This window comes from Blautia pseudococcoides, assembly GCF_001689125.2.
Taxonomy (GTDB): Bacteria; Bacillota; Clostridia; order Lachnospirales; family Lachnospiraceae; genus Blautia; species Blautia pseudococcoides.
In genome coordinates this window covers 2970607-2994801 of record NZ_CP015405.2, presented here as the reverse complement: position 1 = coordinate 2994801, position 24195 = coordinate 2970607, and the positions used below count along the sequence as shown (strand labels likewise).

The window sequence follows — 24195 nt, the reverse complement described above, 5'->3', positions numbered from 1 at the left end:
GTGCTATGTAATGGAATATCAACGAAAATTTAGATGGGCTAATTATGAAACACCAAAATGTAAAGTATACCTAAGAAATGACTTTTCTCATGAATGTGCATATTGCAAATTGCAGGAAAAAGAAGTTGGTTTTATTGATGCAAATTATTTTGAAATAGACCATTTTAGACCTCAATCAGACAAGGATCAAGTATTTAATCCTCATTTATATAGTAATCTTTATTATGCATGTGAAAAATGCAATGGTGAAAAAAGTGATACTTGGAGCGAAATGTTACTTGATCCATGTAAAGAGGATGTCTTTTCTGGGGGTTGCCCTGCAATTGTTGGTGGATATGATGCAGATTCATTGTATAAGTATATTGCACAAAATGAGAAAGGTAGATATTATATTGATACGTTCAAATTAAATTCTAGATATCACATAAGAATTAGAAAACGAAGAATAAATAGAGAAAACAACATTCGTCAAATTGATGTATTAATAGACGAGATTTTACATAAGTTAGATAATAAGAAGGAGCTTATAAATTTAGAAGATTTGATTAAACAGCTGGATCAGTTGCGTTTAACCAAAAAAAAAGAATTGTCTAACCTATCAAGCGATGAAAACTTTGAGCTAGTAGAAAAATATCTTACCCTTAGAGGGGTTAAAAATAGCATCGTATTAGAAGAGTACAATATGGACATTAAAATTAAAAGGGAAGAAATTAGCTACTATTGTGAACTCATTATTGATGAATCGGATAACGATAATGAAGTAAAACTTAAGTTTTTAGATACAGAAAAATTGAAAATATGGTTTACAAAACTAAGATATCAATTTGGAATGCTTTATTATTATTCTAAGTTGGACAAATTATATTTTTATCCTATATCAAAGTTAATAAATGAAAGCGATATTAATGGATTTGGAAGTAGAAAGCAAATTAAGTTAACAAAAGCAAATTTGATAGTTTAAAATTAAAAAAACTGATTCACGCAGGTGGAATCTGAAGGAAGGTGGAGGCAAATCTCTGGTCTGACGAACAGAAATCACATCAGGCTACAGTTAAGGATAAGATTGCATAACGAATCAAAGTCCAATAACTACTCGGAATTAACTGTAGTAAATGTGGCAGATATATGGAGAGAAAGAAATGTGTGGTACTCAGGGAGGTCTCGTCAGCAAGTGGAAACGGAGTATGAAACTTGTAGTAACAACGAATGGCGGGAAGTCAGCAGAAGCCATAGTAAACCAATGGTTGCAAACGTTGGCGAAGGGCTGAACCTTAGGAGATACAAGCAATGAAAGTAACTGAAAGTAGATTTAAGGACAGACAACTTCATATAGAGGACTATCTGCAAATGGTATCTGCGGAACAGAAAGAGTATGCGGAAGTGTTCGACTACGGGAAGATTACTGAAAAGAGCGGTAGCATCACAGACGATTGGGCGAACAATCTTTTGGACTTGATTTTGCGGAAAGACAATCTAAACAAGGCATATAAAAGAGTAAAATCAAACAAGGGTAAAAGTGGAATTGATGGCATGCAGGTAGATGAACTTCTGCCCTTCCTAAAAGAAAACCAGGAAATCCTAATTCAAGAGATAAGGAATGGAAAATATAAGCCAAACCCAGTTCGGCGGGTGGAAATACCCAAAGAAACAAAAGGCGAATTTCGTAAGCTGGGAGTTCCCACGGTTTCTTCATATTGCACACCTCCCAACGAAGTTTTGGAATACTGCCTCCAGCTATCGTGAAGGCAGGTTGTTTAGGGAAAATCTTATGTATAGAGAGCCTTTATTGAGTCGAGGTTGGTATTATCAATCAATACCTCCCAGGGCCATCCGGAATGCTGTTTCCTGGCAGGAATCTTACCAGTGGAGATACCGTAGTAGACCTTCCCGGTGGAAAAGCCCAGCAGACTGGCAGCTTCCGTGACAGAAAAGCCCTGACGGTTTCTCTCATAAGGTCCGGAAATACCATGTTTATATCGGATCCATCTGACTCCGGCATAGGTAAATTTTTTCCCTTCCGGAGTAGTCAGCCCGGTTTGGTTTAAATGATCTGCGATTTCGTGGTCGTCCATATGAGAAGCTAATTCACGGATGAGGGCAACGGTATCTTTTGTGTGCCGCCTGCGGTCAGCATAGGGAAGGGGCTTTGCTAAGGATAGGTGCTCACATTTTCCGCTGCGGAAACGAAATCAGGCTGTCTTTTTTCTGACAGGACGGTGATATCTTCAATTAAGATACGGATAATGCGTTTTTTCTCTTTTGGCGTAGAAGATGCAGCATTCCATATATCCGGGATTTTATGGGCAAGATCCAGGATAGCCTGTTCTTCCTCTTTGGAAGGAACCCAGGATTTTTTCGAGCAGTATACGGCATAATCCTAAATGCTTACCATATAAAATTTTACAGGGAGAACATGACGGTTAGTTTTTGGGTAAGTTTTGTAGGAGTCTATGGATATACCTACTATCTTTGGCCGGATGTAGACTTTCCAGTGATGGCACAATCAGTTCCAATTTGAAAGGGGCAATATCCGTTTGGCGCCCCCGTTATCTAACAAGGAGGGCACTATATATATGTCTCATAGAAAACGGTTTCGTTTAATGGCTTTCGTGCCGTTTCATGACGTTCCGGGCTTAAAAAACCATTGTTAGGATAACCTAAAAATAATAACGCTGTGGGTTCTATGTATTCTGGAATATTAAATCCCTCTCTGATAATAGCAGGGTCAAATAATCCTACCATTACACTTCCAATATTCAATTCTCTTGCTTCTAACATCATGTGGTCGCAAATAATCCCTATATCTAAATCACCAGAGCATTTTTTATCATAGGGGCGAATAAGCTCATTTCTTCTATCACGACAAACAATTAAAACACATGATGAGCCAAAAGTCTGATATGCTTTTCGTATTTTTGCTATGTTTTCTTCTCGCCTGACAACTACAATTCTTTGTGGCTGCTTATTACAAGCAGTTGGAGCAACTCTGCCTGCACATAGTATTTGCCCTAAATCTGCGTCGGATATTTTTTGCTCGTTAAATCCACGAGTTGTGCAGCGTTGCTTTGCTAATGTTAGGAAATTCATTTTTTTCTCCTTTCAAACATGAATAAAATTTCATGTTTTATAATAGCACTATGTCTAACGGGTGTCAAGATAATGAGAATAAAACTTCACATTCTATTGACCTTTTCTAATTCAACGCCTATAATAAAAATGAGGTGAAAATATGGCTGATACAAGAGTACCTATCCAAAAACGTTCTATTGAAAAAAAACAAAAAATTCTAACTGCCGGATTTGAGCTTTTTACTGAAAAAGGATATTACAAAACAAATACGATTGAAATTGCAAAGCGGGCAGGAGTTTCAACAGGAGCCGTTTATAGCTACTTTAAGGATAAGAGAGAAATATATATTGCGTCATTTGAAAATTATCTTGATAACCTTTCAGACCGTTTATTTAGAGAACTGGAAAAAATATCTCCATTTAATTTATCAAGCTTCGTTGACGGTTGGATAGCTGCATATCTTGAATTGTATGCAAATTCTGGTCGTACTTTAGGTCAATTAAGAATGATGATAATAGATGACGAAGAAATTAAACATCATTTCTCTGCTTCTGAAAGTAAATACTTTTCAAAAGTCATAGAAATTTTAGGAGAAAACGGAATTATTCATGATAACATTCACGAAAAAATTTATGCCTGTTGTGTTTTGGTTGACACATTAAGACAAGAAAACTCCGTATTTTCCCACAGTGAATTAAATTTTACCGTCTTTAAGCAACAAATTAAGAGTGCAATAATAGCGTTACTTTCAAATTGAAATGAAAGAAAGATAAGGCTTATGTCGCTGTTGGCATTATGTGTCTGAGAACTGAGTGCTTTAAGTTACCTTGAAGATTTAGATAAACTGAAACAGCCTTCCATTTACCCAAATTGGAAAATCGGAACTAAAAAAGGAGAAAATGCTGTGAAAAAATGGAGTATACTAGCTGAAAAGATAATGATAGAACGTTCTGGGAAAGATACGGTTATTGCATTTGCAACAGTAGAGAATGAAATGCTTTATGTGCGGTATGTAAATGCATATTATAAAATGGTGCACTGATAAAAGAATATTTTCCTGACTGTCCGATAGAAAAGATTGATGATAAGGCATGCAGAATTTATCATTGATGTTCCGGCAAAGGAAAGATTGTAGAAAGCGTTACTGCTGAGTTTTGGCAGCAGAGTGAAGGTGATAGGGCCGGATCATTATAGGAAGGAGCTGATAGCAACAGCTCAAAATTTTTTATATGATTATGTATATAGTTGTCGCCAATTTATTGTATAATGTTGGAAAAATTTTGAGGAGGTTTTCCATGGACAGATGCAGTTGGTGCTGTGACGGCGGTATCGTACAAAAATATCATGACGAAGAGTGGGGGATTCCACTTCACGATGACAGAAAGCATTTTGAGTATATTTCTATGGAAGTCATGCAATGCGGACTGAACTGGACAATGATGCTAAAAAAACGTGATATCTTTCGGAAATGCTTTGCTGATTTTGATTTTCATCAGATTGCGAAGTATTCAGAACAGGATATTATCAGGATTATGAATGAAGAGGGCATGATAAAATCCAGAAGAAAGATAGAGGCTGTTATAGGAAATGCAAAGGCATTTCTGCGGATTATCGAAGAATTCGGAAGCTTTGATAAATATATATGGTCATACTCCAATTACGAAAGTTTGATCTATGTAAAACATCATAACGGACAGGGAGAGGTAAGAAATGCGTTGTCAGATCAGATAAGTAAAGATTTGAAAAAAAGAGGATTTAAATATTTAGGTTCGATTACTGTGTTTTCACATTTGCAGGCCTGCGGAATCATAAATGACCATTCTCCTCAGTGCTATATGTATGGGAAATTAATACATATGGGAAATGTGAGGTATATCAATGATTAGAAGAGAAGAAGGGGGGATCCGGGATTTCGTATTGCTGTTTGCAGGTCAGACGGTATCACAGCTTGGAACGAACATGACAAGCTTCGCATTGATTATTTGGGCATATACAAAGGGCAGTCAGGTTAAGGCCTCCTCTTTGCTTGCCGTTTGCAGTACGGTACCATATCTTATTGTGAGTCTGGTTGGCAGTGCCGTTGTAGACAACGTAAATAAGAAATAAATTATGCTGGTCTGCGATTCCGTTGCTGCCGTATGTTCAATTATCATTTTAGGTTGTTTTCTAAGTGGTAGTTTGGAACTTTGGATTCTATGTGTGGTGAATATGATCAATGGCTTCATGAATGCTTTTCAAAATCCGGCGTCACAGGTAGCAGTAACTTTGCTGGTGAATCCAAAGGACTATGCAAGAGTTGGCGGCATACAGTCTGTAGTCAGCTCGATTGCTGGAATACTGACACCGGTTCTGGCGGCAGGACTTCTAAGCGTTGGAGGATTGGGATTTATTATTGTTATAGATTTAGGGACGTTTTTATTTGCATTTATAGTATTGCTTCTGTTTGTCAGGATACCAGATATTATAAAGAAAGAGCAAAAAGCATCTTTTGGCGAAATCGTCGGGAGTATAAAGGGTGGAGTATCCTTTTTAAAAACCAATCAGGGAATCCTGGTGCTGTTATTGATGTACAGTGTACTGGAATTTACGGGGGCTATTTCCTTTGACAGTATGTATTCTCCGTTGATTCTTGCCAGAACGGGCAATAACGAAATGGCAGTAGGAATCATATCCGCATTTATGGCGGCAGGCTGCCTGGCCGCAAGTATTATGCTGACAGTCATGAATTTGGCTACAGGAATTCCGGCTGCGGGAAAGAGTACAATGGCGGAAGTTACAGAAGGAAGGTATTTATGATGAATAAGATAACATGTATATGTTTAGGTGTAAGAAGTATGGAGAAAGCAATAAAATTCTACCGGGATGGTTTGGGTTATAAAACGGATTGCAAAGAAGACAATCCATATGTATGCTTTTTCCATACGCCAGGAACAAAATTTGAATTATTTCCCTTGGATTTGTTAGCAAAAGATATAAATGGGGATAATCCACCGCAAATTGGAAACGGATTTGGTGGTATTACATTAACATATAATGTGGAAAATAAGGATGAAGTTGATAAGATCATTGAATTGGTTAGAACTGCAGGGGGAACGATTGTGAAAGAACCGCAGGAGGTATTTTGGGGCGGCTATCATGCATATTTCAAGGATTTGGATGGATATTACTGGGAAGTAGCATGGGGGCCTGATTTTAAGTATGACGAAAAAGGTATGCTGCAATTTTAACCTATCCAGGAAGTCCCCCGCTTCTAAGTTGCAAAGACGAACGTGGGGGTGGGGGACTTGCTTGTGTCCGAGGGGGCCTGCCCTCACCGGACAAGCTGCGATAGCAGCATAGGTAGTAACGAAACGGATCCCGAATTTCTTTTGACTTTTCCCAAAAGATTCGCTCCAAACAAAATAATGATTGACATTGGGAAAGTTACAAGCTAATATAAAAATATATTTCAAGAAAGAGTAGGTATGTGGATGTTAATTGTTTCTGTAAGGACAAAGAACAACTAAATTTTATAAGAGGGTAAGCACTGAATATAGTGTTTTTTTTGTGTTACCCTTTTCGGCATCATGGGATGCTGGTTGTTTCTGCCTTACAGAATACTGCGTACACCGGGAATGATTGTCTTATTATGATGGATTAAAAAAGCGGGGAAAGTATGACTGTGGTAGTCATGCTTTTTTTATTTCTGCGAACAAATGGGCTGTGTCTTTCAGGATATTGCTGATTCTCTTTTAAGGGAATGTCCTGCTTTTTTACATCATCTAAGATATCTGAATCCGTGGTTTCAGTCTATGTATAATAGGCAGAAACCACGTTTTTTTATGCTTCTTTATTGTTTGGTGAACAATATTTCAACTGGAGGTTTTGGAGATGGAGATTATCGGGACAGAAAATTTAACGAAAAGGTATAAACGGTACAAAAAGCAGGAGGGCTTGACTGGAAGTATTAAGGGCCTGTTTCACAGAGAATATGAAGAAAAAATTGCGGTAGATGATTTTGATATTCATGTGAATGAGGGTGAGTTTGTAGGTCTGATTGGGCCCAACGGAGCAGGTAAAACGACATTGGTGAAAATGCTGTCTGGTATCATTGCACCCACAAGCGGCAAGATACAGGTTATGGGATTTTATCCGAATAAATTAGAGAAAGCATTTAAGCAGCAGTATGCGGTAGTTATGGGGCAAAAAAGCCAGTTGTTTTTTGAACTGACAGCGGAGGATACATTGAGGTTATTTAAAGAAATATATCGTATCCCGGAAGATGAGTATAAGAGAAACAAAGAGTTTTTTGTGGATTTGTTCCAGGTACGGGAGCTTATGAATGTACAGGTAAGGACCTTATCCCTGGGAGAAAGGATGAAGATGGAACTGATTGTTGCATTGCTTCATAATCCGAAAATATTGTTTCTGGATGAGCCGACCATTGGACTGGACGCTGTGGCAGGTAAACAGATCCGGACTTTCTTAAAAGATGTGAATGAATCAAGAGGAACGACGATTCTGCTGACTTCGCATTATATGGAGGATATTAAGGTGTTGTGTAAACGTTCTATAGTAGTGAATCACGGCAGAAAAATATATGATGGCGATACGGATTTATTATTCGAGCACTATCAAAAAAGTAAGAGAATGACGATATACTTTGAGCACAGCGTAGAACCTGATATACCGGAATATTGCAGGGTATTAGAAAAAGAGAATGACAAACTGGTGCTTGAAATACCAAAACAGAACGCAGAAAAAGTTCTGGAATTTTATATCGGACATTATCCGATTCGGGATATTGGAATGGAGGAAGAAGAAATTGGTTCTGTTGTAGAACGCATCTATAAGGGGGTATAGGACATGAAGAAATATTTGGAAATCGCTAATGCATACATGAAAGCACAGTTAATCTGGAGGTCGGATACCTTTGTTGATGTGATATTGGCGGTGGCGAAGATATTGTTTGCATGGATCTTATGGAGTATTCTGTTTGAAGGAAAGGAGCAGATAGCGGGACTTGGCTTTCAGGCTATGATCTCTTACTACATTGTAAGTTCCTATCTGTTCCAACTTGAGAAATCCGCTGAAATCAGCCAGCAGATGACCGGAATGTTGAGAAATGGTACATTTTCAAAATATATGGTGATACCGGTACAGACACAGGGGTATTTTGTGGCGATGGAGGCCGGGAAGATTGCATTTTCAGCAGGCATTGGTCTTTTGACAACGGTTCTGTGGTTTTATTTGTTCCGGATTCCATTTGTGCATACAGCTAATTTAAAGATACTGTTATGCGGAAGCGTCATGGTTATTTTAGGACTGTTGTTTATGGCGGAGCTGAATTACTTTCTTGGGATTTTGACTTTGAAATTTGAGGAGATCAGCACCTTTCTCATGATAAAAGACAACTTTTCAGCATTTGTCACCGGGGCGGTGATTCCCCTTGCACTTTTACCGGAATGGTTCATAGAAGGTATGAGATTTTTGCCTTTCTATTATGTTACATACCTCCCAAGTATGTTGTTTATCGGGAAATGTGAGAAGGAAGCATTCACAGGCTTAATGGTTTTAAGCATGTGGTGTATTGTCTTTTTTGTTTTAAATCAGGCAGTTTATGATCATTATCGAATCAAATATGATGGAGCAGGAATATGAAAAATAATATTAAATTTATATCGGAACTGATCAAATTAAGACTATCCCATATCATGACTTTCCGATTGGGATTCTTTGGCCCGTTTTTTATCAACACCAGTTATTTTCTGGTTCAGCTTTTTGCTTTTGAAGCGATTTACGGACATATAGAAAATATCCGTGGATGGGGACATGGAGAAATACTTATTTTTATTGGAACCTTTTCACTGATAGATTCTATAAATATGGTAATCTTCTTTTTTGGGGTGATTTCCATACCTGAGAAAATACAGACCGGGGAATTGGATTTATATCTGACCAAACCAGTGAATCCACTTTTGCGGATTACTTTTGAAAAAGTAAATCCAGGCGCCATACCGCTTCTGCTATTCAGTGCATGTATCATTGGATATGGAGTGAGAGAAAGCGGAATGAATCTTTCCTATGTGAATGCCATTGGATATCTGGTTATGGTTCTTTTGATGACCATACTATTTTACGATATGGAGCTTCTGTTACGGTGTTTTGCCTATTTTGTCTTCTCGGTAAACAATCTGGTGAAAATAGAGAACACAGCCATGGATCTGTGCATGAAAATACCGGGGATTGCTTTTGATGGAATCTATGAGTTCTTTTTTTATTTTATATTACCGTATGGTGTGATCGCAACACTGCCAACTCAGGCGTTGATAGGGGCGTTGTCGGCAAAAGGATTGATTTTCGGGGTAGTGATTGTGTGTATTTTTACTTTTATTGCACTGTCTTTTTGGACATATGGAGTACACAGATATGAAAGTGCAAGCAGTTGATAAGTTGATACTTGTGTGACAATTCTGTTTTTCGTACAATAAGATTGAAGTTTGTGTATGACGGGTGGCGAGAGTGAATTTTATAAGAAGATTGGCTACAAACCGAAAGTAAGATGGATATATTGGCAGAAAAGATAAAAATGAATGGATATTTATAAAAAGTAAATGGAAAATTTACACCTGATTGTTATACTGGATTTAGTAAGCAACAGACAAACAGGTATTTGGAGGAGAATACGTGGTTTATGACAAGGCATCATTGGAAGTAGACGTCCCATATGACACCCGAACAGGTGGCAGCCAGGATCATGGAAATTGCGGATAGATATTATTATGGAGAATTGTACAAATGAAAATAGATAGACTGTTGAAAATTGTTTTTTATCTTTTAAATCATGAGAATGTTTCTGCCAGAGACCTGGCGGAACGGTTCCATGTTTCTGTCCGAACCATACAGAGAGATATGGTCAGCATTGCAGAGGCAGGCATTCCTGTATATTCTAATCAGGGGAAGAACGGGGGATATTCCATCCTGCCGTCCTATAGGGTTAGAAACTGTAATATCCATCAGGAAGAACAGCAGTTGATCCGGCAGGCGCTGGAAAGCCTTGCAACCTCGTATGCAAATGAAACGCTGGCGGGTTTAATTGAAAAGTATCATCTGCTTCTGGACAGGAATCAGGAGCAGAGTATCTTTTTTGATTTTGGAATCGCGAGAGAGAATCAACAGGTGCAGAAATGGAATCAAATACTGGAGCAGGCAATTGAGGCAAATGCATTGGTTGAATTCTTTTACAGGGATGCACAGGGAAGGGAAACGCAGCGGCTGGTTGAACCTCTTGCCATGCAGTATAAATGGTATTCCTGGTATTTGTTCGCATGGTCTGTTCCGCAGGAGGTTTACCGTACTTTTAAAGTTGCACGAATCCGCAGACTTCAGATTACGCCGGGAAAGTCTGATCGAAAACATCCGGCGGTAAAGGAACTTCTTAAACATTCAGACAGGGCATATGGTGAAACTTGTGTAACACTGGAGGTGGATTTTGATAAAAAAGATACGTGCCTGATGGAAGAATATTTTCCAGACAGCAAAATAGAAGAACGGTCAGGGGAAAAAGCAAGAATATGGATTCAGGTTCCTCCGGGGGAGCGTTTTTGGAAAGCGCTGCTTTTGAGCATGGGAAGCCATGTGGAAATCATTTCGCCGGAGATTTATCGCAACGAGCTGATCAGGACAGCTCAAAATTTTTTATCTAATTACGACATATAGCTGTCGCAGAAGCATGGTATGATGGAGTTGCTTTATAGAACACAAAATGTTTTGCGCTTATGGAGGCGCCAAGAAGAAAGGATAATAAGATGAGTGAACTTGTGAAAGCGTTGCTTGGAAATTGTGGGGATGTGTATCAGGATTGTCCGGTTTTTGATGATGGAAACTATTGCCTGCGTCTGGTTGCAGAAGACGACGCCGGGGATTTGCTGAAGGTTTATTCGGATGAGCAGGCGGTTTCGTTTTTTAACAGTGATAATTGCGGCGGGGATGACTTCCATTATACATCCCTGGAGAGGATGAAGGAGGCAGTCAGATACTGGCTTTGGGAGTATGGAAGAAGAGGGTTTGTAAGATGGAGCATTTTCAGCCATAAAGAGGAAGAGGTAATAGGAACGGTTGAGTTATTCCATAGGGATTCGGATGATTATTTCACAGACTGTGGGCTGCTGCGGCTGGATTTGCGGAGTGACTATGAAAAAGCGGATGTAATAACGGAAATTTTGCAGCAGATAGGCACCCCGGCGTTTGACATGTTTTCCTGCCGGATGTTGGCAACGAAAGCGGTACCAGCGGCAAAAGAACGCATTCGGGCATTGATGGAACTGGAGTATGAAAAATCGGATCATGTGCTGATTGGACACAATGGCAGCCAGTATAAATTTTATTGGGTTCTAAATAAGAAATAGGAAACGTGATGGCAGAATCCGTCATAGCAGCATGATGAGGGATCGTGGCACTTCCTGTGTTAGCGGAGGGAGGGTTAATGGACAGAATTTATTTTACGAAAAAGCAGGCGCGGCAGTTTTTGTTATTAAAGCATGGCTTGCTGGGAGATTACAAATTTGTTGGAAAAGAAGGAATTCTTTCTTTTGTCCGCCAGGCAGGATGTATTCAGTTTGATCCGGTGGATGTCTGCGGCAGAAATGCGGATCTGGTTTTTCAGTCAAGAATAAAAGGCTATCAAAAGACGATGCTTTATGAGCTTTTATACGTTGACCGGAAGCTGGTGGACTATTTTGATAAAAATCTTGCGATTGTTCCGATAGAAAATTGGAAATATTTTGGGCGTGAACGTCAGGCTCACCGGAGCTGGGAGAGAAGCCATACAGAAATTTTGGAAGTACAGGAACGGGTGCGTGAGGAAATTGCACGGCGGGGGCCGCTGTGCAGCGCAGATCTGGACATATCGGGAAAGGTATCCTGGTATTGGTGTGATACCAAATTGTCGAGAGCGGCATTGGAACATATGTATTTTTCCGGAGAACTGGGAATCCATCATAAGAACGGGACACTGAAATATTATGATCTGATTGAAAAATGCATTCCGGCAGAGCTTTTGAATCAACCAGAGCCTTTTCCTTCGGATTTTGATTACAGAAAATGTCTGATATCAGAGCGCATTGGCTCTGTAGGGCTTTTGTGGAACCGTGCTTCTGATGCGTGGCTGGGCATACGGGGGCTGAAGGCGTCACAAAGAAATGCTATTTTCGAGACGCTGTTAAAAGAAGAAAAGCTCATTGAAGTGGAAGTGGAGGAGATTGCGGAGCCATTGTATTGCCGCAGGGAGGATGCAGGATTCGCAGAATTTGTATTGGAAAATTCCCCGATAAAAAAGCGCTGCGAATTTATTGCACCGCTGGATAATCTGCTCTGGGATAGGAAGCTTATTGGAGCAGTTTTTGATTTTTCGTATAAATGGGAAATCTATACGCCGAAGCAGCAGCGTAAATATGGTTACTATGTTTTGCCGATTCTTTATGGGGATAGATTTGTGGGCAGGATTGAAATGGCTTATGATAAAAAGCAAGTAAAGCTGGATATAAAAAATATCTGGTATGAGCAGGATGTGCGCTTGACAAAAGCACTGCAGCGCGATGTGGATAGACGCATCAGACGGTTTGAACGTTTTTGCAGAAACGGTGACATGTGAATCGTGTGTACAGAGATTGGAGAGGCGTCATCCTTCAGGGATTAAAATGTTAGGGAACGTGCAAAAGGGTAAGGGGTATGGCTGGTAGAGTTTTCTTTATATGACGGTATGCTTTTTTGTCAAAATCAGCAATTCTAAAACCTGGAGAAAGGCCGGAGGATAACTGAACATAGAATACTACAGAGCCATCTGGGTAAACTATTTATTACTTTTTAAGAATTTTAGCAGGAGGATTTTAAGATTTATCCGGTATTCTGTTCACAGGAAATAATTCAGAGTAGGAGGATTTTGCATATGGATGTTGTTTCAAGTAGTCAATCAAGTGTCGAAATTCAAATTGGGCTGTTCGACACTATTATAGACTTATTGTTGATTGAACCCATTTTTTTGTTGGGGATTATCTTTATCGGTATTTTATTAGTTGTAATTTTTAGAAAAGACAGCAGTATCCCTAAAGTTAGAACATCTATTCTGTCATTGGTAATGTATTACTACTTATGTGTAATGTTGACACATATCGTAGGTATTCCTACACTTAGTGAATATAAAAGACTGTCAAGGTTGGGAGAAGCGTTTTTTAATCCAAATATAAACCTTATTCCTTTCAGTGACGGATTTAGTTTGAGTTTTATTTTGAATATTTTCCTTTTTATCCCGTTAGGCTTTCTGTGTCCGCTTATAAGTAAAACATTTGAGCGTGCGAGAAATACTTTATTTATTGGTTTTGGATTATCCCTTTTTATTGAAATTATTCAGCTATTTACATTATACCGGGCAACAGATATAGATGACATTCTTACAAATGTAATCGGAACAATGGTAGGCTATCTTTGTTTTAGACTGATCGCAAAGCTGAGAATTGTAAAATTACATTCAAATAACAGAATCGAGGAACCGGACTATACAGTATATATTCTTATTGTCATTATGATAGTTACCGTTGTGTTAGGATTTTTTAGCTGATTTCCAGATTGCCTGGTAGAGAGAATGAGTGAAATGATTTTTTTGGGGGAAAAAGAGCAGAGAATGATTGAAATCCTGTCAAATTATCGTTTAACGATTGGGTGCAGTCCCCACTACGAATAACGCCCTAACCATGGGCGTTTTCGCATGCTCATAAAACGATAGCTTCTTTTTTTAAATTGTATCAATTTGAGCTAAAATGCGGTATGGAATTTAGGTGTGTATAGAGTACATACAGTGAGAAAGGATGGGAATATAGGTACAGAAGACACAGTTGATGGGTAAATATGTGTATATAGTAAATAGAGTAATTGTAAATAAACAGCATTGGAAAAATTCTCAATGTTGTTTTTTGTTGTTTATGAATATATAAGAGGGTATCAGATAGTGACAGAGTTCTTTTTGCAGCCGGACTTACGCTGGCCAGATTCGGCAGGGAAAAGCAGGCATTTAGGGAGTATCTGTTTCGGAAGGAGCAGCTGCTTCGTTTCCAGTATGAAAAGGAACGGTATGAAATCCAGATTAATGAAGAAACGATTTTACAGGGAAAGGGAAAAGTTACAGCAGAGACGAAAGCTTTTGCGGAGAGTGAATTCGAGAAGTATAGGACAATTCAAGACAAAGAATAATAGAAGTGATTTTGATAGGCTGCTGGAAAAAATATAGGTATTGTATGTGGATATGATCCTAGAGTATAGAACTGTTGAAATAGCCGTGTTGCTGGTGCGGAAAGGTTGATTCTATGCGGGTTTGCGGGAGTATATGAAGAAAGCTGGAAATATACATGTAAAGACATAATACCACAGGATTATCTTGTGTCGACTCCAGAAGGCCGCTGTCCAGCCAATCTTTGCAAAAGCCAAAGATTGGCTGGCTTATTTTTAAGGCGCAGTCAGGCATATTTATACATCAGCTTCCGGGGCCAGCGGAAACCGGATGAGCTGGTTGAGTTTCCGCATCTCCATGGTGAGCATGACAGCCGCCATAGCCACCGAAAAAACATCGGATACCGGGAATGACCACATGAGACCAATAATCCCAAAGAAGTGGGGAAGGATCAGCATACAGGGAATCATGAACAATACCTGGCGTGACAGGGAGAGCACCGTGGCTCCCATCGCCTTTCCCACTGCCTGAAAATATACACTGGCTACCATCTGAACCCCCATAACAAAGATAAAAATAGTCATGTTCTTCAGGCACATAACGGCAAATTCATTATACAGATCATTTTCCTGCCCGAACAGGGAAATGATCTGCTGGGGAAAGATCTGCAGGCAGAGCATACCGAGAAAACCGATGGTGACACACACAATAAGACAGGTTTTCGCCAGTTTTTTTACACGGGTAAATAATTTAGCGCCGTAATTATAGCTGAACAGGGGTTGTGAGCCTACGGAGATGCCCATGATCAGGGACATCATCAGGCCGTTTACTTTATTGACGATTCCGAATACAGTCAGTGGAATGTCCGCGCCGTATTGGGAGAGCGCACCATATTTGATGGTCTGCTGATTCATAATGATCTGCATGACAAGTGCCGCGCATTGCGTGAGGAAGGAGGAAAAACCAAGGATCAGGATGCTTTTTACAACAGATAACCGAAGCTTCATGTTTTCCTTCTTCATTGTCAGTGTGCGGAATTTTTTCAGGTAGAACAGGCAGAAGATAAGTGTGCCGAACTGTCCGATGATAGTGGCAAAGGCGGCGCCCTTAACACCCCAGTGGAAGACAAAGATAAACAGGGGGTCCAGCACACAGTTCAGTACAGCGCCGATCAGCATGGAGTTCATGGCATAGCCAGGGTTGCCGTCAGCACGGATCTCATCACTGATCATAATGCCCACGCTGGTGAACATGGTGCCCAGAAGATAAATACGGCCATAGTCAATGGCATAGGGCAGTACCGTGTCCGTGGCGCCGAAGAGGCGCAGCAGGGGGACCATGAAGAGTTCACCTAAAATGCAGAGGAGGATGCCGCTTGACAGGGCAAGCGTAAGGCCGTTGCCAAGGGTGAGATTGGCACAGTCCTGATCCTTTCCCCCAAGATTTAGCCCTACATTGGCAGCGGTGCCCACGGAAATCATCAGTGAAACCGCCATAGCGATGGTGACAAAAGGAAATACCACGTTGGTGGCAGCATTTCCAAGATACCCCACACCCTGGCCGATAAAGATCTGATCCACAAGATTATAGATAGAGTTTACCAGCATGGAAATGACGGAGGGGATGGCGAATTTTGCAAGTAGTTTTGGAATGGGAGCAGTACCCATGATATTATTTTCTTCCGGCAGAACTGCCGCTGAAGACGGATTTTTGTTTGACATTTGTTTCCTCACTTTCAAAAAGCAAAATGGATAGAAGAATATGTACAGCCATTCTGTAAGCTGGGTCCGCACACACAGGATTACAGTAAAATACAGGCATGCCATTAACGAACAGCGCCCAAAAGAGATACATCTTTCGGGCGCTGTTGATGAAAAGAAAAAGGGTATCAAATCAGTCGGTGGAATCAGAGGCTGCTTACCGCCTGCTGTCTGGATGCACGGTACATACCTCTGCGGAACGCCGGTGTCATCTTCTGAGGAAAGTACATATAGTTGGGGATGCAGTATTTGCCGGGGTTGAAATAGTTCTTTACGAACTCTCCGCCTGCTTTTTCCTGCTCCTCTTCGGAGGCACCTTCGGGCAGATCAGGTTCCACGTGGAGCAGGATCTTATCACCGTATTTTTCATACATCTTCTGGGTCGGGTTCATTGGCATGGGACACCAGGACTGCCAGCCGGCTTTTATGAAGTTCGGAAGCTGCATCTCCAGACTGCCGCAGCTATGCAGGTCGGCGATCAGCCCTTTGGACTTGATGTGGTCCGTCAGTTCTCTCATGTAGGGGACGATCATTTCTTCCCCCACTGCAGGAGAGAAGAAAGGCGCTCTCTGGGAACCCCAGTCATCATGTACGGTAAAGCCCGAGATACCTTCTCCGTAAGTCTCAGCGCAGCGGTCAACAAGCTTACAGTACAGCGCAGTTGTCTCTGCGAACAGTTCTTTTAAGGCATCTTTTTGTTCCTCGTCTATCAGGGCGACCACAGCACCCTCAAAATCCATGAAGGAAACCAGTCTCTCATACCAGCATCCGTTTAAGAACCAAAGCATATTTGCTTTTCCGTTATGGAGATAGTCATAGTTCTCTCTGCCGCTGGCATCCCAGTCCCAGGCATCAATGTTGGGGAATTTCAGCATTTTGCGCCAGTCATTGGCATCCTCAAGAAAAGGTGTGCCGGGGCGGACCATGGAGCCCCCTGCTACGGGAACATATTCCCATTGGATGCCGAACATATCAGGACCGCCGTAGTCTGCCATATCGAAGGGGCTGCCCTCAATGACAAAGCCGCGGGCGATGTTGTCCGGGATTACGGAGGGGGCAAAAAGACCAGTCTCCAAACCGGAAAGACACCAGGTCGGTGTTCCGGTATACAGTTCTTTTACAGCGTCCTTCTCGGACTGTGGATAGGTCCAGGCAGGACTTTCGGGAATGGCAGGGTCGAGTAAATTTGGAACAGTATAAGCAACATTCATTTCTTTTTCATCAAAGGGAATTTTCGACATAATAGTATCTCCTGTTCTGAGTGTATTTTTATATCATGGAAATAGGAAGTGCGCAAAATGTACTTTCTATTGTTTATCCTGTCTCATCTTTTCAGCATTTGCCTGTGCATATTTGGCGGCATCTTTGTCGCTGATCTTGTAAAAGAGAAGCATGATAACAGCAGCGGCCAGATAGATGAAACCGGGGAGCATGAAGGTAACACGCATGAAATTGGTGATCCATGTAACGCTTATTTCAAAAGCACCTCCGGAGACGAATCCGATGGCTGACAGCAGCGCCAGTCCAAGGGTGTTGCCAACGGTCATGCCAATCTTCATAGGCGGAGAGGCCAGGCCGGCGGCGATAGCACGGGTGTCTTTTCCGGTTTTATACAGGAAGTATTCACCTGCATCCAGGAAAAGAACAACCATGTAAGGCATCCAGGTATAAGTTCCGGCCATCAGCAGAGACATAATGATAATGTAAGCGGTCAGATTAGGAACGCCGTTTGGAGCTCCGAAAAACGATACCAGGATCAGTGCAAGGCTCATCATGGCAAATCCGGTCACACAGGACATTTTCTTTCCCAGTTTTGCCCCCAGCTTTGGCATTACCATGGCTGCCAGAAATCCTACAAAGGCATTGATCAAAGTGGCAAGGGTCATCTTCGTAAAATCGCCCACAACATAAATAAAGTAATAGGTATAGTTAGCCTGGTAGGTGAACTGGGCAATGTAGAGGATGGTAAATACCAGGAAGAGAACCAGCATCTGAGGATTTTTAAGCAGCGTGCCGAACATATCACCAATGCCGACCTGGTTGACGGAACTGGTAGCCCCCACCGGGACATCCTTGCCGTCCGCACATTTGGCGATGGCTCCCAAAGCAAAAGGCATAGGGATCATGAACACGAAAGCCACGATAAAATAGTTCCAGTTTCCGAAAGGAAGGATAGTAACAAAAGTTGGAATGAAGGAACTGATGATGGTGATAACGGTGCTTTGGCGGGTCATATTGATGGTCATGGCATTTCGGTTGGCCATGTTGGGGCCGGCAACGGCTGCAAGGACGCCGTAATATGCAGTCTGCAGAATGTTCATCAGACAGTTCAGAACCGTATAGGATACGGACAGGACTGCCACGCGGACGATCATGGGGGCGGAACTGGTGTTGCAGACCTCAGCCATGATGGAGACAGCGAGAATCCAGCGGCCAAGATAGAGCCAGGACTGGTTCTTGCCGGTTCTGCCGATTTTTACTTTCTCGATGATCGCACCGGCAAACAGGCTGAAGCAGAAATCCAGCAGTTTTGCCACACCCAGTGCCAGCGCAAGAGTGCCCGCGGGTATTACCAGAACCTCGGTGGCAAATGTGTTCAGATACATGAATCCAACCATGATTGCCAGGGTCAGCAGAGAATAACTTCCCATTGTCCAGATTTCTTTTTTACTGCTGGTTACTTCCATAGAGATCCCTCACTTTCTTTCGTATAGCGGATGCTGTTCGGCGTAAATGGCACACCTGTGAATGAGATAGGTTTATAAAATTTCACGAAATATTTTATAAAATCATTATAACGAAATGCGGATTTGATTGATACGTGCAAGCAATCCAATTTTATTGGAGGATTTGTCTGGAATTTTGGTTATGGAGTATGTATTTTTCAGCTTGAAAGTCAGGTAGAATTATGATATACGGGAGAGATTGGGCAAATGTCTGGCAATTCCGCCTGTATTTTGATAAAATAGATGTTGTGATGGGGCTTTCGCTGCCGTTCGCAAATATGGCCGGTGTCCACACAAGACGGGCGAGATAAAGAAAGGTAATAAAGGAATGAGAAACGAATTTAACCGATACGCAATTTCAGAAGAAATTCTGGATGCACTGAAGGGGCTGGGATACAAAGAACCCACAAGCATACAGCGGGAGGTCATTTTACCCATGCTTGCGGGAAAAAATGTAGTGGTGAAAGCACCTACAGGCAGCGGGAAGACAGCGGCATTTGCCATACCAATCTGTGAAGGCGTCCAGTGGGAAGAGAATGCGCCCCAGGCACTGGTGCTGGAACCTACCAGGGAGCTGGCAGTCCAGGTCAGTGAGGAGATGTTCCATATAGGCAGAAAAAAGCGTTTGAAAGTACCCGCAGTATTCGGCGGATTCCCGATTGACAAGCAAATCCAGACACTGCGGCAGAAGTCTCATATTGTGACAGGTACACCGGGCCGTATTATGGACCATCTGGGCAGAGAGAGCCTGAAGCTGAATAAGATAAAATGGCTGGTCATTGACGAAGCGGACTTGATGCTGGACATGGGATTTATTGAGGAAGTTAAAAACATTATTTCCCTGGTTCCTGAAAACTGCAGGATATGCCTGTTTTCCGCCACATTGAGACCGGAGATACAGAAATTGGCCAATGAATATATTCCGGATAACATATTAGTGCTGCAGGAACCGACAGATGAACAGGCGGCAGCCATTACGGAAAAGTTATATTTTACGGATCAGGAGAATAAATACAATGCTTTTCTTACGGTCCTCATGGATGAGGATCCTCAAAGCTGTATGATCTTCTGCGGAACCAGGGAGATGACCAATGTTCTGTTTCAGAAGCTGCGCAGAAAACGGATATTTTGCGGGATGCTGCATGGTGAGATGGAGCAGAGGGAACGGCTGAAGACAGTGGATGCGTTCAGGAGAGGCTGTTTTCGGTTCCTGATCGCAACGGATGTGGCGGCAAGAGGGATTGATTTTGAACAGATCACGCATGTGGTGAATTATGATTTTCCCACGGGAAAGGAAACCTATGTCCACCGGATCGGAAGGACAGGGAGAAACGGAAAATGCGGTACGGCAGTGAGCCTGGTAACGGAGGAAGACAAAAAGATGTTGGCGCAGGTGGAGGAATTTGTGGGACAGAAGCTGCCCTGCATGGAACTTCCGGCTGCAGATGAAGAGAAGGAAAAGGCATTCTGGAAATCCCAGCGCATTAAAATAGAAGCAAAGCCCCAAAAAGGGGCAGCATTAAACCGGGGTATTACCCGTCTGTCAATCGGCGGAGGACGGAAATCAAAAATGCGGGCAGGCGATATTGTAGGAACTATCTGCAGCATAGAAGGACTGGAAGCCTCTGATATAGGCATTGTGGATATCAGGGACAGTTTAAGCTATGTGGAAGTGTTGAATTATAAAGGGGATCAGGTTATAGAATGTCTCCAGACAAAACCCATAAAGGGAAAGGTTCGTAAAGTCAGGAAAACGAAGGGGCAGAGGGATTAGATTTGAGCCAAGGAATGGGGGAAAGCAGGTTGAATGGGCATGAAATTAAGAGCAGAGATGGGATACGAACAACGGATTGAGGAAGTAAAAAAACTGGCAGGGCTCATCATGCATAAGCATTACTGCCAACATGATGCAGATACTGTGGAGGAATTTATGGAGGTTACCGGCGGCAGTGCAGTGGGCACCGTGTATCCTCCGGATTTACCCAAGGCCCTGGCTGACTGAGATGAGGCTTTCCGGGACGGAAATCTTTCATATTCCACCCGTTACCGGGTGCGCTGCAGGGACGGCAGTCTGAAATGGGTCATTGACAGTGGAAAAAAGGCACAGGATGTGGACGGCAACTGGATGGTGAACAGTCTGTATCTGGATATCACCCGCTCGGAAGAGGATGCGCGGCGGCTGAGGGAGCAGACACAGCTTCTCACAAGCATCTACGATACAGTTCCCTGCGGAATTATCCGCTTTATGGAGTAGCCTGAGCTGTCCGATGCGGCAGATATCCCCATGATAGCCCTTACAGCCAACGCTTTTGCTGATGACGCCTACCAGGCGAAGCAGGCGGGGATGGATGAACATGTAACAAAACCGCTGGAGATTGGGCATCTGCTGAAGATCATGAAGAGATGGATATCATGATCCATACCCATTTGCCTGGCGGATCCGGTAATGACTGGGCGTGCAGCCCTTATGCTGCCGGAAGATTTCTGCGTAGTAGCTGGGGCTCTGAAATCCGCAGGACAGGGCGATTTCCGTAATGTTCATGGAGGTATCGGTCAGGAGCCGCATACTGACTTCCAGGCGGTAGGCATTTAAGAAATCAATAGGTGTTTTGTTCAGATATTTTTTAAAAATCCTGCAGCATTTGCTGCGGCATATATTGCCCGCTGCAGCAATGTCATTGAGGGAAAGCTTCATGGCATAGTTCCGGTATATGAAGGATATCATGTTTCGCTGCACAGACAGGTCCTCCTCAAAAACAGTGCTGCAGGACAGCAGACATGGGCTTAATAAACGGTAAAGCTTTGCCCAGGCGGCTGTAAGCCGGCTGACCATCAAAAGCTCATAGCCCTCCTGCTGTCCGCGGCTGTCCTCACATGCTGTATCAAAGAGCCGGATGACTGCTGCCTCAGCGGGGATATCTGTGTGAAGATAAATATAAGGCAGATCAGGGTGTCCGGCAATGGGATGTATATATTTCTCCGTAAGCTCAGGATTGTTGCACAGCAGGTGAAGGCGGAACACAATGCACGCAAAATAGCAGTCTGTTTTATCCTCGGAAAAACCGTAGTGCATCTGCCTGGCATTTACGATCAGAGCGTCCTTTTCATTGATCTGCAGTTTTTCTCCATTCACATAATAGACCATATGGCCTTTCAGTGGTTTCACATATTCAATATCTTCGTGCCAGTGGCAGAGTGCCTCCATGTTGGTGTAGGACGAGAGCCACCGTTCCTTCAGGTACAGGGGGATATTCGGGTTGTTGTAGTGGACAATTTCCGAGGCGTCTTTTAAAATACTTACTCCGTTCACAAAATCCTCCTTCCCAGATACGATTGTTATACTATAAAGGCATATTTTGATAGAATATACCCGGTTGATACACTATTATTATACATGAAAATACTTGTTTGTGAAGGAGAAAAGAAATGGACAATATTACACGCAGGGATGCCCGGCTTCCCTACATATCAGATGATGCGGTATTTGATCAGCAGAAGATCACAAGAAGACTTTTGAGAGAGTTTAACACCACAGACCCCTCAGATTTTGAGACCTTGGGCAGGCTGGCAGGCAGGATCGTGAGCAGTCCGGAGGAGAAAGTTTCCATTATGCCCCCGTTTTATTGTGACTATGGCTTTCATATTCAGGTGGGCAGGGGATTTTTTGCAAATTACAACTGTACAATACTGGATGTGGCAAAGGTGACCATTGGGGAAAATGTTTTATTCGCGCCCAATGTATCTGTCTATACAGCAGGGCATCCGATACATCCTGTGTCCAGGCAGTCGGGATATGAATATGGGATCCCTGTGACCATCGGCGACAATGTATGGGTTGGGGGAAATGTGGTCATCACCCCGGGTGTGACCATTGGAGACAATGTGGTGATCGGCGCGGGCAGCGTAGTGACAAAAGATATACCCGCCAATGTGGTGGCAGCGGGAAACCCCTGCCGTGTTATCCGTAAGATAACAGAGGAAGATAAAAAATACTATTATAAAGACAAAGAATTTGACCCGGAATCCTGGGCAGAGATAGAGGCAATGGATAACGGTGAATGATAAGAGGATATTTTATAAAAAGCTGTTTACTCTGGTTCTGCCTATTGCGTTCCAGAATTTTATGACAGCAGCGGTGAGCGCCTCTGACGCCATTATGCTGGGCGTGATCAGTCAGGAGGCATTGTCTGCAGTCTCCCTGGCAGGGCAGATACAGTTTGTACTCAGTCTGTTTTTGGCAGCCCTGACCATTGGCACTACGATTCTGGCAGCCCAGTATTGGGGAAAAGGCCATAAGGTGTCTGTGGAGAAGATCCTTGCCATTGCGCTGAAATTCTCCTCTGCCATATCCCTGGTATTCTTTTTGGGGACTTTGTTTATACCGGAAACGCTTATGCGGATTTTTACCCCGGACGCAGACCTGATCAGACAGGGGACCCAGTATCTGCGGATCGTGGGGGTTTCTTATTTTCTGATGGGGATTTCCCAGATTTATCTGTGTATCATGAAAAACAGCGGATATACCTTGAAGAGCACGGTGATAGGCTCTGTTTCCATGGTGACGAATATTGTGCTGAACGGGGTTTTTATTTTCGGCGTATGGAAGATTCCCGCCATGGGGATTGCCGGAGCCGCGCTGGCAACGGTGCTTTCCAGAGTGCTGGAGCTTATCTGGGCGTTCCTGGAATCCCTGCGGCGTGACCGGATAAAGCTGCATGTAAAATATATGTATCACGCTGACCGGGATTTGAGACGGGATTTCTTTCACTATACCTTTCCGGTGCTTGGAAATGAGCTGATATGGGGATGCGGATTTACCATGTATTCGGTCATTATGGGACATCTTGGCAGCGATGCGGTGGCAGCCAATTCCATTGCCAATATTGTGAAAAACCTGATAGCCTGCCTGTGTCTGGGACTTGCCAGCGGCGGCGGGATCATTGTGGGAAATGAATTGGGAAAGGGAAATCTGTCCGGTGCAAAAGATTATGGGAACAGGCTGTGCCGGCTCTCCATTGTTCTGGGTGCCCTGTCGGGACTATTGCTTCTGGGATTAAGCCCTCTGATCCTGGGCTTTTCCAATTTGAGTCCAACTGCCCACGGATATTTGAGGGGAATGCTTGTGATGTGTTCTTACTATATGTTGGGAAAGTCTGTGAATTCCACTGTGATCGCAGGCATTTTCTGTGCGGGGGGAGATTCCAGGTTCGGACTTTTCTGTGACGCGGTCACCATGTGGGCAGTGACAGTGCCTCTTGGTCTGCTGACAGCCTTTTATTTCAGGATCCCGATCCTGGCGGTGTATTTTATCATTAATCTGGATGAGATCGTGAAGCTTCCGGCGGTGTATATACATTATAAAAAATATAACTGGGTCAGGGATATTACCAGAGACAGCCAATAAGAAAAGATGCCAGCCGGGATAGATTCCCGGCTGGCA

General features: G+C 42.7%; 28 protein-coding genes and 2 pseudogenes. 24 read left to right on the top strand and 6 right to left on the bottom strand.

Features of this window, described 5'->3' with window-relative positions; genetic code table 11:
- The first annotated feature begins 10 nt into the window (after positions 1-10).
- Together A4V09_RS14300 and A4V09_RS14290 are read left to right on the top strand one after the other, a co-directional pair.
- Positions 11-961: an HNH endonuclease gene (locus A4V09_RS14300; RefSeq protein WP_065542954.1), complete on the top strand. Its 951-nt coding sequence runs from the start codon at positions 11-13 to the stop codon at positions 959-961.
- A gap of 326 nt (positions 962-1287) precedes the next feature.
- On the top strand, positions 1288-1743 hold the full coding sequence (locus A4V09_RS14290; RefSeq protein WP_065542953.1) for a reverse transcriptase family protein: 456 nt from the start codon (positions 1288-1290) through the stop codon (positions 1741-1743).
- A gap of 23 nt (positions 1744-1766) precedes the next feature.
- Here the strand turns inward: A4V09_RS14290 and A4V09_RS25455 are convergent, their stop codons facing one another.
- Entirely contained in the window at positions 1767-2072 is a 306-nt protein-coding gene (locus A4V09_RS25455; RefSeq protein ID WP_065542952.1) for a helix-turn-helix domain-containing protein, read from the bottom strand.
- A gap of 493 nt (positions 2073-2565) precedes the next feature.
- On the bottom strand, positions 2566-3087 hold the full coding sequence (locus A4V09_RS14280; protein WP_065542951.1) for a nitroreductase family protein: 522 nt from the start codon (positions 3085-3087) through the stop codon (positions 2566-2568).
- Between the two features lie 142 nt (positions 3088-3229).
- On the opposite strand from A4V09_RS14280, the gene A4V09_RS14275 reads away from it, so the two are divergent.
- The 15 genes and pseudogenes from A4V09_RS14275 to A4V09_RS26495 all read left to right on the top strand — a co-directional run.
- Complete coding sequence (locus A4V09_RS14275; protein ID WP_065542950.1) at positions 3230-3826, top strand: TetR/AcrR family transcriptional regulator; 597 nt, start codon at positions 3230-3232, stop codon at positions 3824-3826.
- A 147-nt stretch (positions 3827-3973) separates the two neighbouring features.
- Complete coding sequence (locus A4V09_RS24520) at positions 3974-4111, top strand: hypothetical protein (protein WP_242963843.1); 138 nt, start codon at positions 3974-3976, stop codon at positions 4109-4111.
- A gap of 102 nt (positions 4112-4213) precedes the next feature.
- Positions 4214-4336 (top strand): hypothetical protein, encoded by a 123-nt coding sequence (locus A4V09_RS27010; protein ID WP_455802577.1) that lies wholly within the window; start codon positions 4214-4216, stop codon positions 4334-4336.
- Positions 4337-4364: 28 nt separating this feature from the next.
- Positions 4365-4955, top strand: coding sequence for a DNA-3-methyladenine glycosylase I (locus A4V09_RS14270; RefSeq protein WP_065542949.1), 591 nt, complete (start codon positions 4365-4367; stop codon positions 4953-4955).
- Positions 4948-5175 (top strand): hypothetical protein, encoded by a 228-nt coding sequence (locus tag A4V09_RS14265; RefSeq protein WP_065542948.1) that lies wholly within the window; start codon positions 4948-4950, stop codon positions 5173-5175. The genes A4V09_RS14270 and A4V09_RS14265 overlap by 8 nt, the downstream gene beginning before the upstream one ends.
- 3 nt (positions 5176-5178) lie before the next feature.
- Complete coding sequence (locus A4V09_RS14260) at positions 5179-5865, top strand: MFS transporter (protein WP_084043601.1); 687 nt, start codon at positions 5179-5181, stop codon at positions 5863-5865.
- Positions 5865-6296: a VOC family protein gene (locus A4V09_RS14255; protein WP_065544788.1), complete on the top strand. Its 432-nt coding sequence runs from the start codon at positions 5865-5867 to the stop codon at positions 6294-6296. The genes A4V09_RS14260 and A4V09_RS14255 overlap by 1 nt, the downstream gene beginning before the upstream one ends.
- 643 nt (positions 6297-6939) lie before the next feature.
- A complete protein-coding gene (locus tag A4V09_RS14250) occupies positions 6940-7911 on the top strand; it encodes an ABC transporter ATP-binding protein (protein ID WP_065542946.1) in 972 nt (323 codons plus the stop codon).
- A gap of 3 nt (positions 7912-7914) precedes the next feature.
- Positions 7915-8709: an ABC transporter permease gene (locus tag A4V09_RS14245; protein ID WP_065542945.1), complete on the top strand. Its 795-nt coding sequence runs from the start codon at positions 7915-7917 to the stop codon at positions 8707-8709.
- On the top strand, positions 8706-9497 hold the full coding sequence (locus A4V09_RS14240) for an ABC-2 family transporter protein (RefSeq protein ID WP_065542944.1): 792 nt from the start codon (positions 8706-8708) through the stop codon (positions 9495-9497). Before A4V09_RS14245 ends, A4V09_RS14240 begins: the two co-directional genes overlap by 4 nt.
- A 349-nt stretch (positions 9498-9846) precedes the next feature.
- Positions 9847-10767 (top strand): helix-turn-helix transcriptional regulator, encoded by a 921-nt coding sequence (locus tag A4V09_RS14235; RefSeq protein WP_065542943.1) that lies wholly within the window; start codon positions 9847-9849, stop codon positions 10765-10767.
- A gap of 89 nt (positions 10768-10856) precedes the next feature.
- Entirely contained in the window at positions 10857-11456 is a 600-nt protein-coding gene (locus A4V09_RS14230; RefSeq protein ID WP_065542942.1) for a GNAT family N-acetyltransferase, read from the top strand.
- A gap of 77 nt (positions 11457-11533) precedes the next feature.
- Positions 11534-12700 carry a winged helix-turn-helix domain-containing protein gene (locus A4V09_RS14225; RefSeq protein ID WP_065542941.1) on the top strand — a complete coding sequence of 389 codons (1167 nt, stop codon included), beginning with the start codon at positions 11534-11536 and terminating at the stop codon, positions 12698-12700.
- 294 nt (positions 12701-12994) lie between these two features.
- Positions 12995-13663, top strand: a complete 669-nt coding sequence (locus A4V09_RS14220; protein WP_065542940.1) for a VanZ family protein — start codon at positions 12995-12997, stop codon at positions 13661-13663.
- Between the two features lie 515 nt (positions 13664-14178).
- Positions 14179-14329: pseudogene (locus A4V09_RS26495) on the top strand (cell filamentation protein Fic); the annotation flags it as partial.
- Between the two features lie 236 nt (positions 14330-14565).
- On the opposite strand, the gene A4V09_RS14210 reads toward A4V09_RS26495, so the two are convergent.
- The 3 genes from A4V09_RS14210 to A4V09_RS14200 form a co-directional block, all read right to left on the bottom strand.
- The gene (locus A4V09_RS14210; RefSeq protein ID WP_065544787.1) at positions 14566-15990 is read right to left on the bottom strand and encodes an MATE family efflux transporter; all 1425 of its coding nucleotides are present in this window, start codon (positions 15988-15990) and stop codon (positions 14566-14568) included.
- Between the two features lie 185 nt (positions 15991-16175).
- Positions 16176-17270, bottom strand: a complete 1095-nt coding sequence (locus A4V09_RS14205; RefSeq protein WP_065542938.1) for a uroporphyrinogen decarboxylase/cobalamine-independent methonine synthase family protein — start codon at positions 17268-17270, stop codon at positions 16176-16178.
- A 66-nt stretch (positions 17271-17336) separates the two neighbouring features.
- Positions 17337-18716 carry an MFS transporter gene (locus A4V09_RS14200; protein WP_065542937.1) on the bottom strand — a complete coding sequence of 460 codons (1380 nt, stop codon included), beginning with the start codon at positions 18714-18716 and terminating at the stop codon, positions 17337-17339.
- Between the two features lie 367 nt (positions 18717-19083).
- Here A4V09_RS14200 and A4V09_RS14195 point away from each other — a divergent pair, with 367 nt between their 5' ends.
- The 5 genes and pseudogenes from A4V09_RS14195 (at position 19084) to A4V09_RS25780 (ending at position 21171) form a co-directional block, all read left to right on the top strand.
- A complete protein-coding gene (locus A4V09_RS14195; RefSeq protein ID WP_065542936.1) occupies positions 19084-20529 on the top strand; it encodes a DEAD/DEAH box helicase in 1446 nt (481 codons plus the stop codon).
- Between the two features lie 39 nt (positions 20530-20568).
- On the top strand, positions 20569-20757 hold the full coding sequence (locus A4V09_RS25445; protein ID WP_242963842.1) for a hypothetical protein: 189 nt from the start codon (positions 20569-20571) through the stop codon (positions 20755-20757).
- Between the two features lie 15 nt (positions 20758-20772).
- Positions 20773-20865: pseudogene (locus A4V09_RS26490) on the top strand (hypothetical protein); the annotation flags it as partial.
- Positions 20866-21009 (top strand): hypothetical protein, encoded by a 144-nt coding sequence (locus A4V09_RS25440; protein ID WP_242963841.1) that lies wholly within the window; start codon positions 20866-20868, stop codon positions 21007-21009.
- 30 nt (positions 21010-21039) lie between these two features.
- Positions 21040-21171 carry a response regulator gene (locus tag A4V09_RS25780; RefSeq protein WP_084043600.1) on the top strand — a complete coding sequence of 44 codons (132 nt, stop codon included), beginning with the start codon at positions 21040-21042 and terminating at the stop codon, positions 21169-21171.
- Here A4V09_RS25780 and A4V09_RS14180 read toward each other — a convergent pair.
- Positions 21166-22065 (bottom strand): AraC family transcriptional regulator, encoded by a 900-nt coding sequence (locus tag A4V09_RS14180; protein WP_065542933.1) that lies wholly within the window; start codon positions 22063-22065, stop codon positions 21166-21168. The two genes, A4V09_RS25780 and A4V09_RS14180, sit on opposite strands and share 6 nt — an antisense overlap.
- A gap of 116 nt (positions 22066-22181) precedes the next feature.
- On the opposite strand from A4V09_RS14180, the gene A4V09_RS14175 reads away from it, so the two are divergent.
- On the top strand, positions 22182-22817 hold the full coding sequence (locus tag A4V09_RS14175) for a sugar O-acetyltransferase (protein ID WP_065542932.1): 636 nt from the start codon (positions 22182-22184) through the stop codon (positions 22815-22817).
- Positions 22810-24159, top strand: coding sequence for an MATE family efflux transporter (locus tag A4V09_RS14170; RefSeq protein WP_065542931.1), 1350 nt, complete (start codon positions 22810-22812; stop codon positions 24157-24159). The genes A4V09_RS14175 and A4V09_RS14170 overlap by 8 nt, the downstream gene beginning before the upstream one ends.
- Positions 24160-24195: the final 36 nt, after the last annotated feature.

Excerpts from the sequence above, each read along its gene's own strand:
- A4V09_RS14300 (WP_065542954.1), top strand. The coding sequence starts at position 11 with ATGGAATATCAACGAAAATTTAGATGGGCTAATTATGAAACACCAAAA.
- A4V09_RS14290 (WP_065542953.1), top strand. The coding sequence starts at position 1,288 with ATGAAAGTAACTGAAAGTAGATTTAAGGACAGACAACTTCATATAGAG.
- A4V09_RS25455 (WP_065542952.1), bottom strand. The coding sequence starts at position 2,072 with ATGGACGACCACGAAATCGCAGATCATTTAAACCAAACCGGGCTGACT.
- A4V09_RS14280 (WP_065542951.1), bottom strand. The coding sequence starts at position 3,087 with ATGAATTTCCTAACATTAGCAAAGCAACGCTGCACAACTCGTGGATTT.
- A4V09_RS14275 (WP_065542950.1), top strand. The coding sequence starts at position 3,230 with ATGGCTGATACAAGAGTACCTATCCAAAAACGTTCTATTGAAAAAAAA.
- A4V09_RS14270 (WP_065542949.1), top strand. The coding sequence starts at position 4,365 with ATGGACAGATGCAGTTGGTGCTGTGACGGCGGTATCGTACAAAAATAT.
- A4V09_RS14265 (WP_065542948.1), top strand. The coding sequence starts at position 4,948 with ATGATTAGAAGAGAAGAAGGGGGGATCCGGGATTTCGTATTGCTGTTT.
- A4V09_RS14260 (WP_084043601.1), top strand. The coding sequence starts at position 5,179 with ATGCTGGTCTGCGATTCCGTTGCTGCCGTATGTTCAATTATCATTTTA.
- A4V09_RS14255 (WP_065544788.1), top strand. The coding sequence starts at position 5,865 with ATGAATAAGATAACATGTATATGTTTAGGTGTAAGAAGTATGGAGAAA.
- A4V09_RS14250 (WP_065542946.1), top strand. The coding sequence starts at position 6,940 with ATGGAGATTATCGGGACAGAAAATTTAACGAAAAGGTATAAACGGTAC.
- A4V09_RS14245 (WP_065542945.1), top strand. The coding sequence starts at position 7,915 with ATGAAGAAATATTTGGAAATCGCTAATGCATACATGAAAGCACAGTTA.
- A4V09_RS14240 (WP_065542944.1), top strand. The coding sequence starts at position 8,706 with ATGAAAAATAATATTAAATTTATATCGGAACTGATCAAATTAAGACTA.
- A4V09_RS14235 (WP_065542943.1), top strand. The coding sequence starts at position 9,847 with ATGAAAATAGATAGACTGTTGAAAATTGTTTTTTATCTTTTAAATCAT.
- A4V09_RS14230 (WP_065542942.1), top strand. The coding sequence starts at position 10,857 with ATGAGTGAACTTGTGAAAGCGTTGCTTGGAAATTGTGGGGATGTGTAT.
- A4V09_RS14225 (WP_065542941.1), top strand. The coding sequence starts at position 11,534 with ATGGACAGAATTTATTTTACGAAAAAGCAGGCGCGGCAGTTTTTGTTA.
- A4V09_RS14220 (WP_065542940.1), top strand. The coding sequence starts at position 12,995 with ATGGATGTTGTTTCAAGTAGTCAATCAAGTGTCGAAATTCAAATTGGG.
- A4V09_RS14210 (WP_065544787.1), bottom strand. The coding sequence starts at position 15,990 with ATGTCAAACAAAAATCCGTCTTCAGCGGCAGTTCTGCCGGAAGAAAAT.
- A4V09_RS14205 (WP_065542938.1), bottom strand. The coding sequence starts at position 17,270 with ATGTCGAAAATTCCCTTTGATGAAAAAGAAATGAATGTTGCTTATACT.
- A4V09_RS14200 (WP_065542937.1), bottom strand. The coding sequence starts at position 18,716 with ATGGAAGTAACCAGCAGTAAAAAAGAAATCTGGACAATGGGAAGTTAT.
- A4V09_RS14195 (WP_065542936.1), top strand. The coding sequence starts at position 19,084 with ATGAGAAACGAATTTAACCGATACGCAATTTCAGAAGAAATTCTGGAT.
- A4V09_RS25445 (WP_242963842.1), top strand. The coding sequence starts at position 20,569 with ATGAAATTAAGAGCAGAGATGGGATACGAACAACGGATTGAGGAAGTA.
- A4V09_RS25780 (WP_084043600.1), top strand. The coding sequence starts at position 21,040 with ATGATAGCCCTTACAGCCAACGCTTTTGCTGATGACGCCTACCAGGCG.
- A4V09_RS14175 (WP_065542932.1), top strand. The coding sequence starts at position 22,182 with ATGGACAATATTACACGCAGGGATGCCCGGCTTCCCTACATATCAGAT.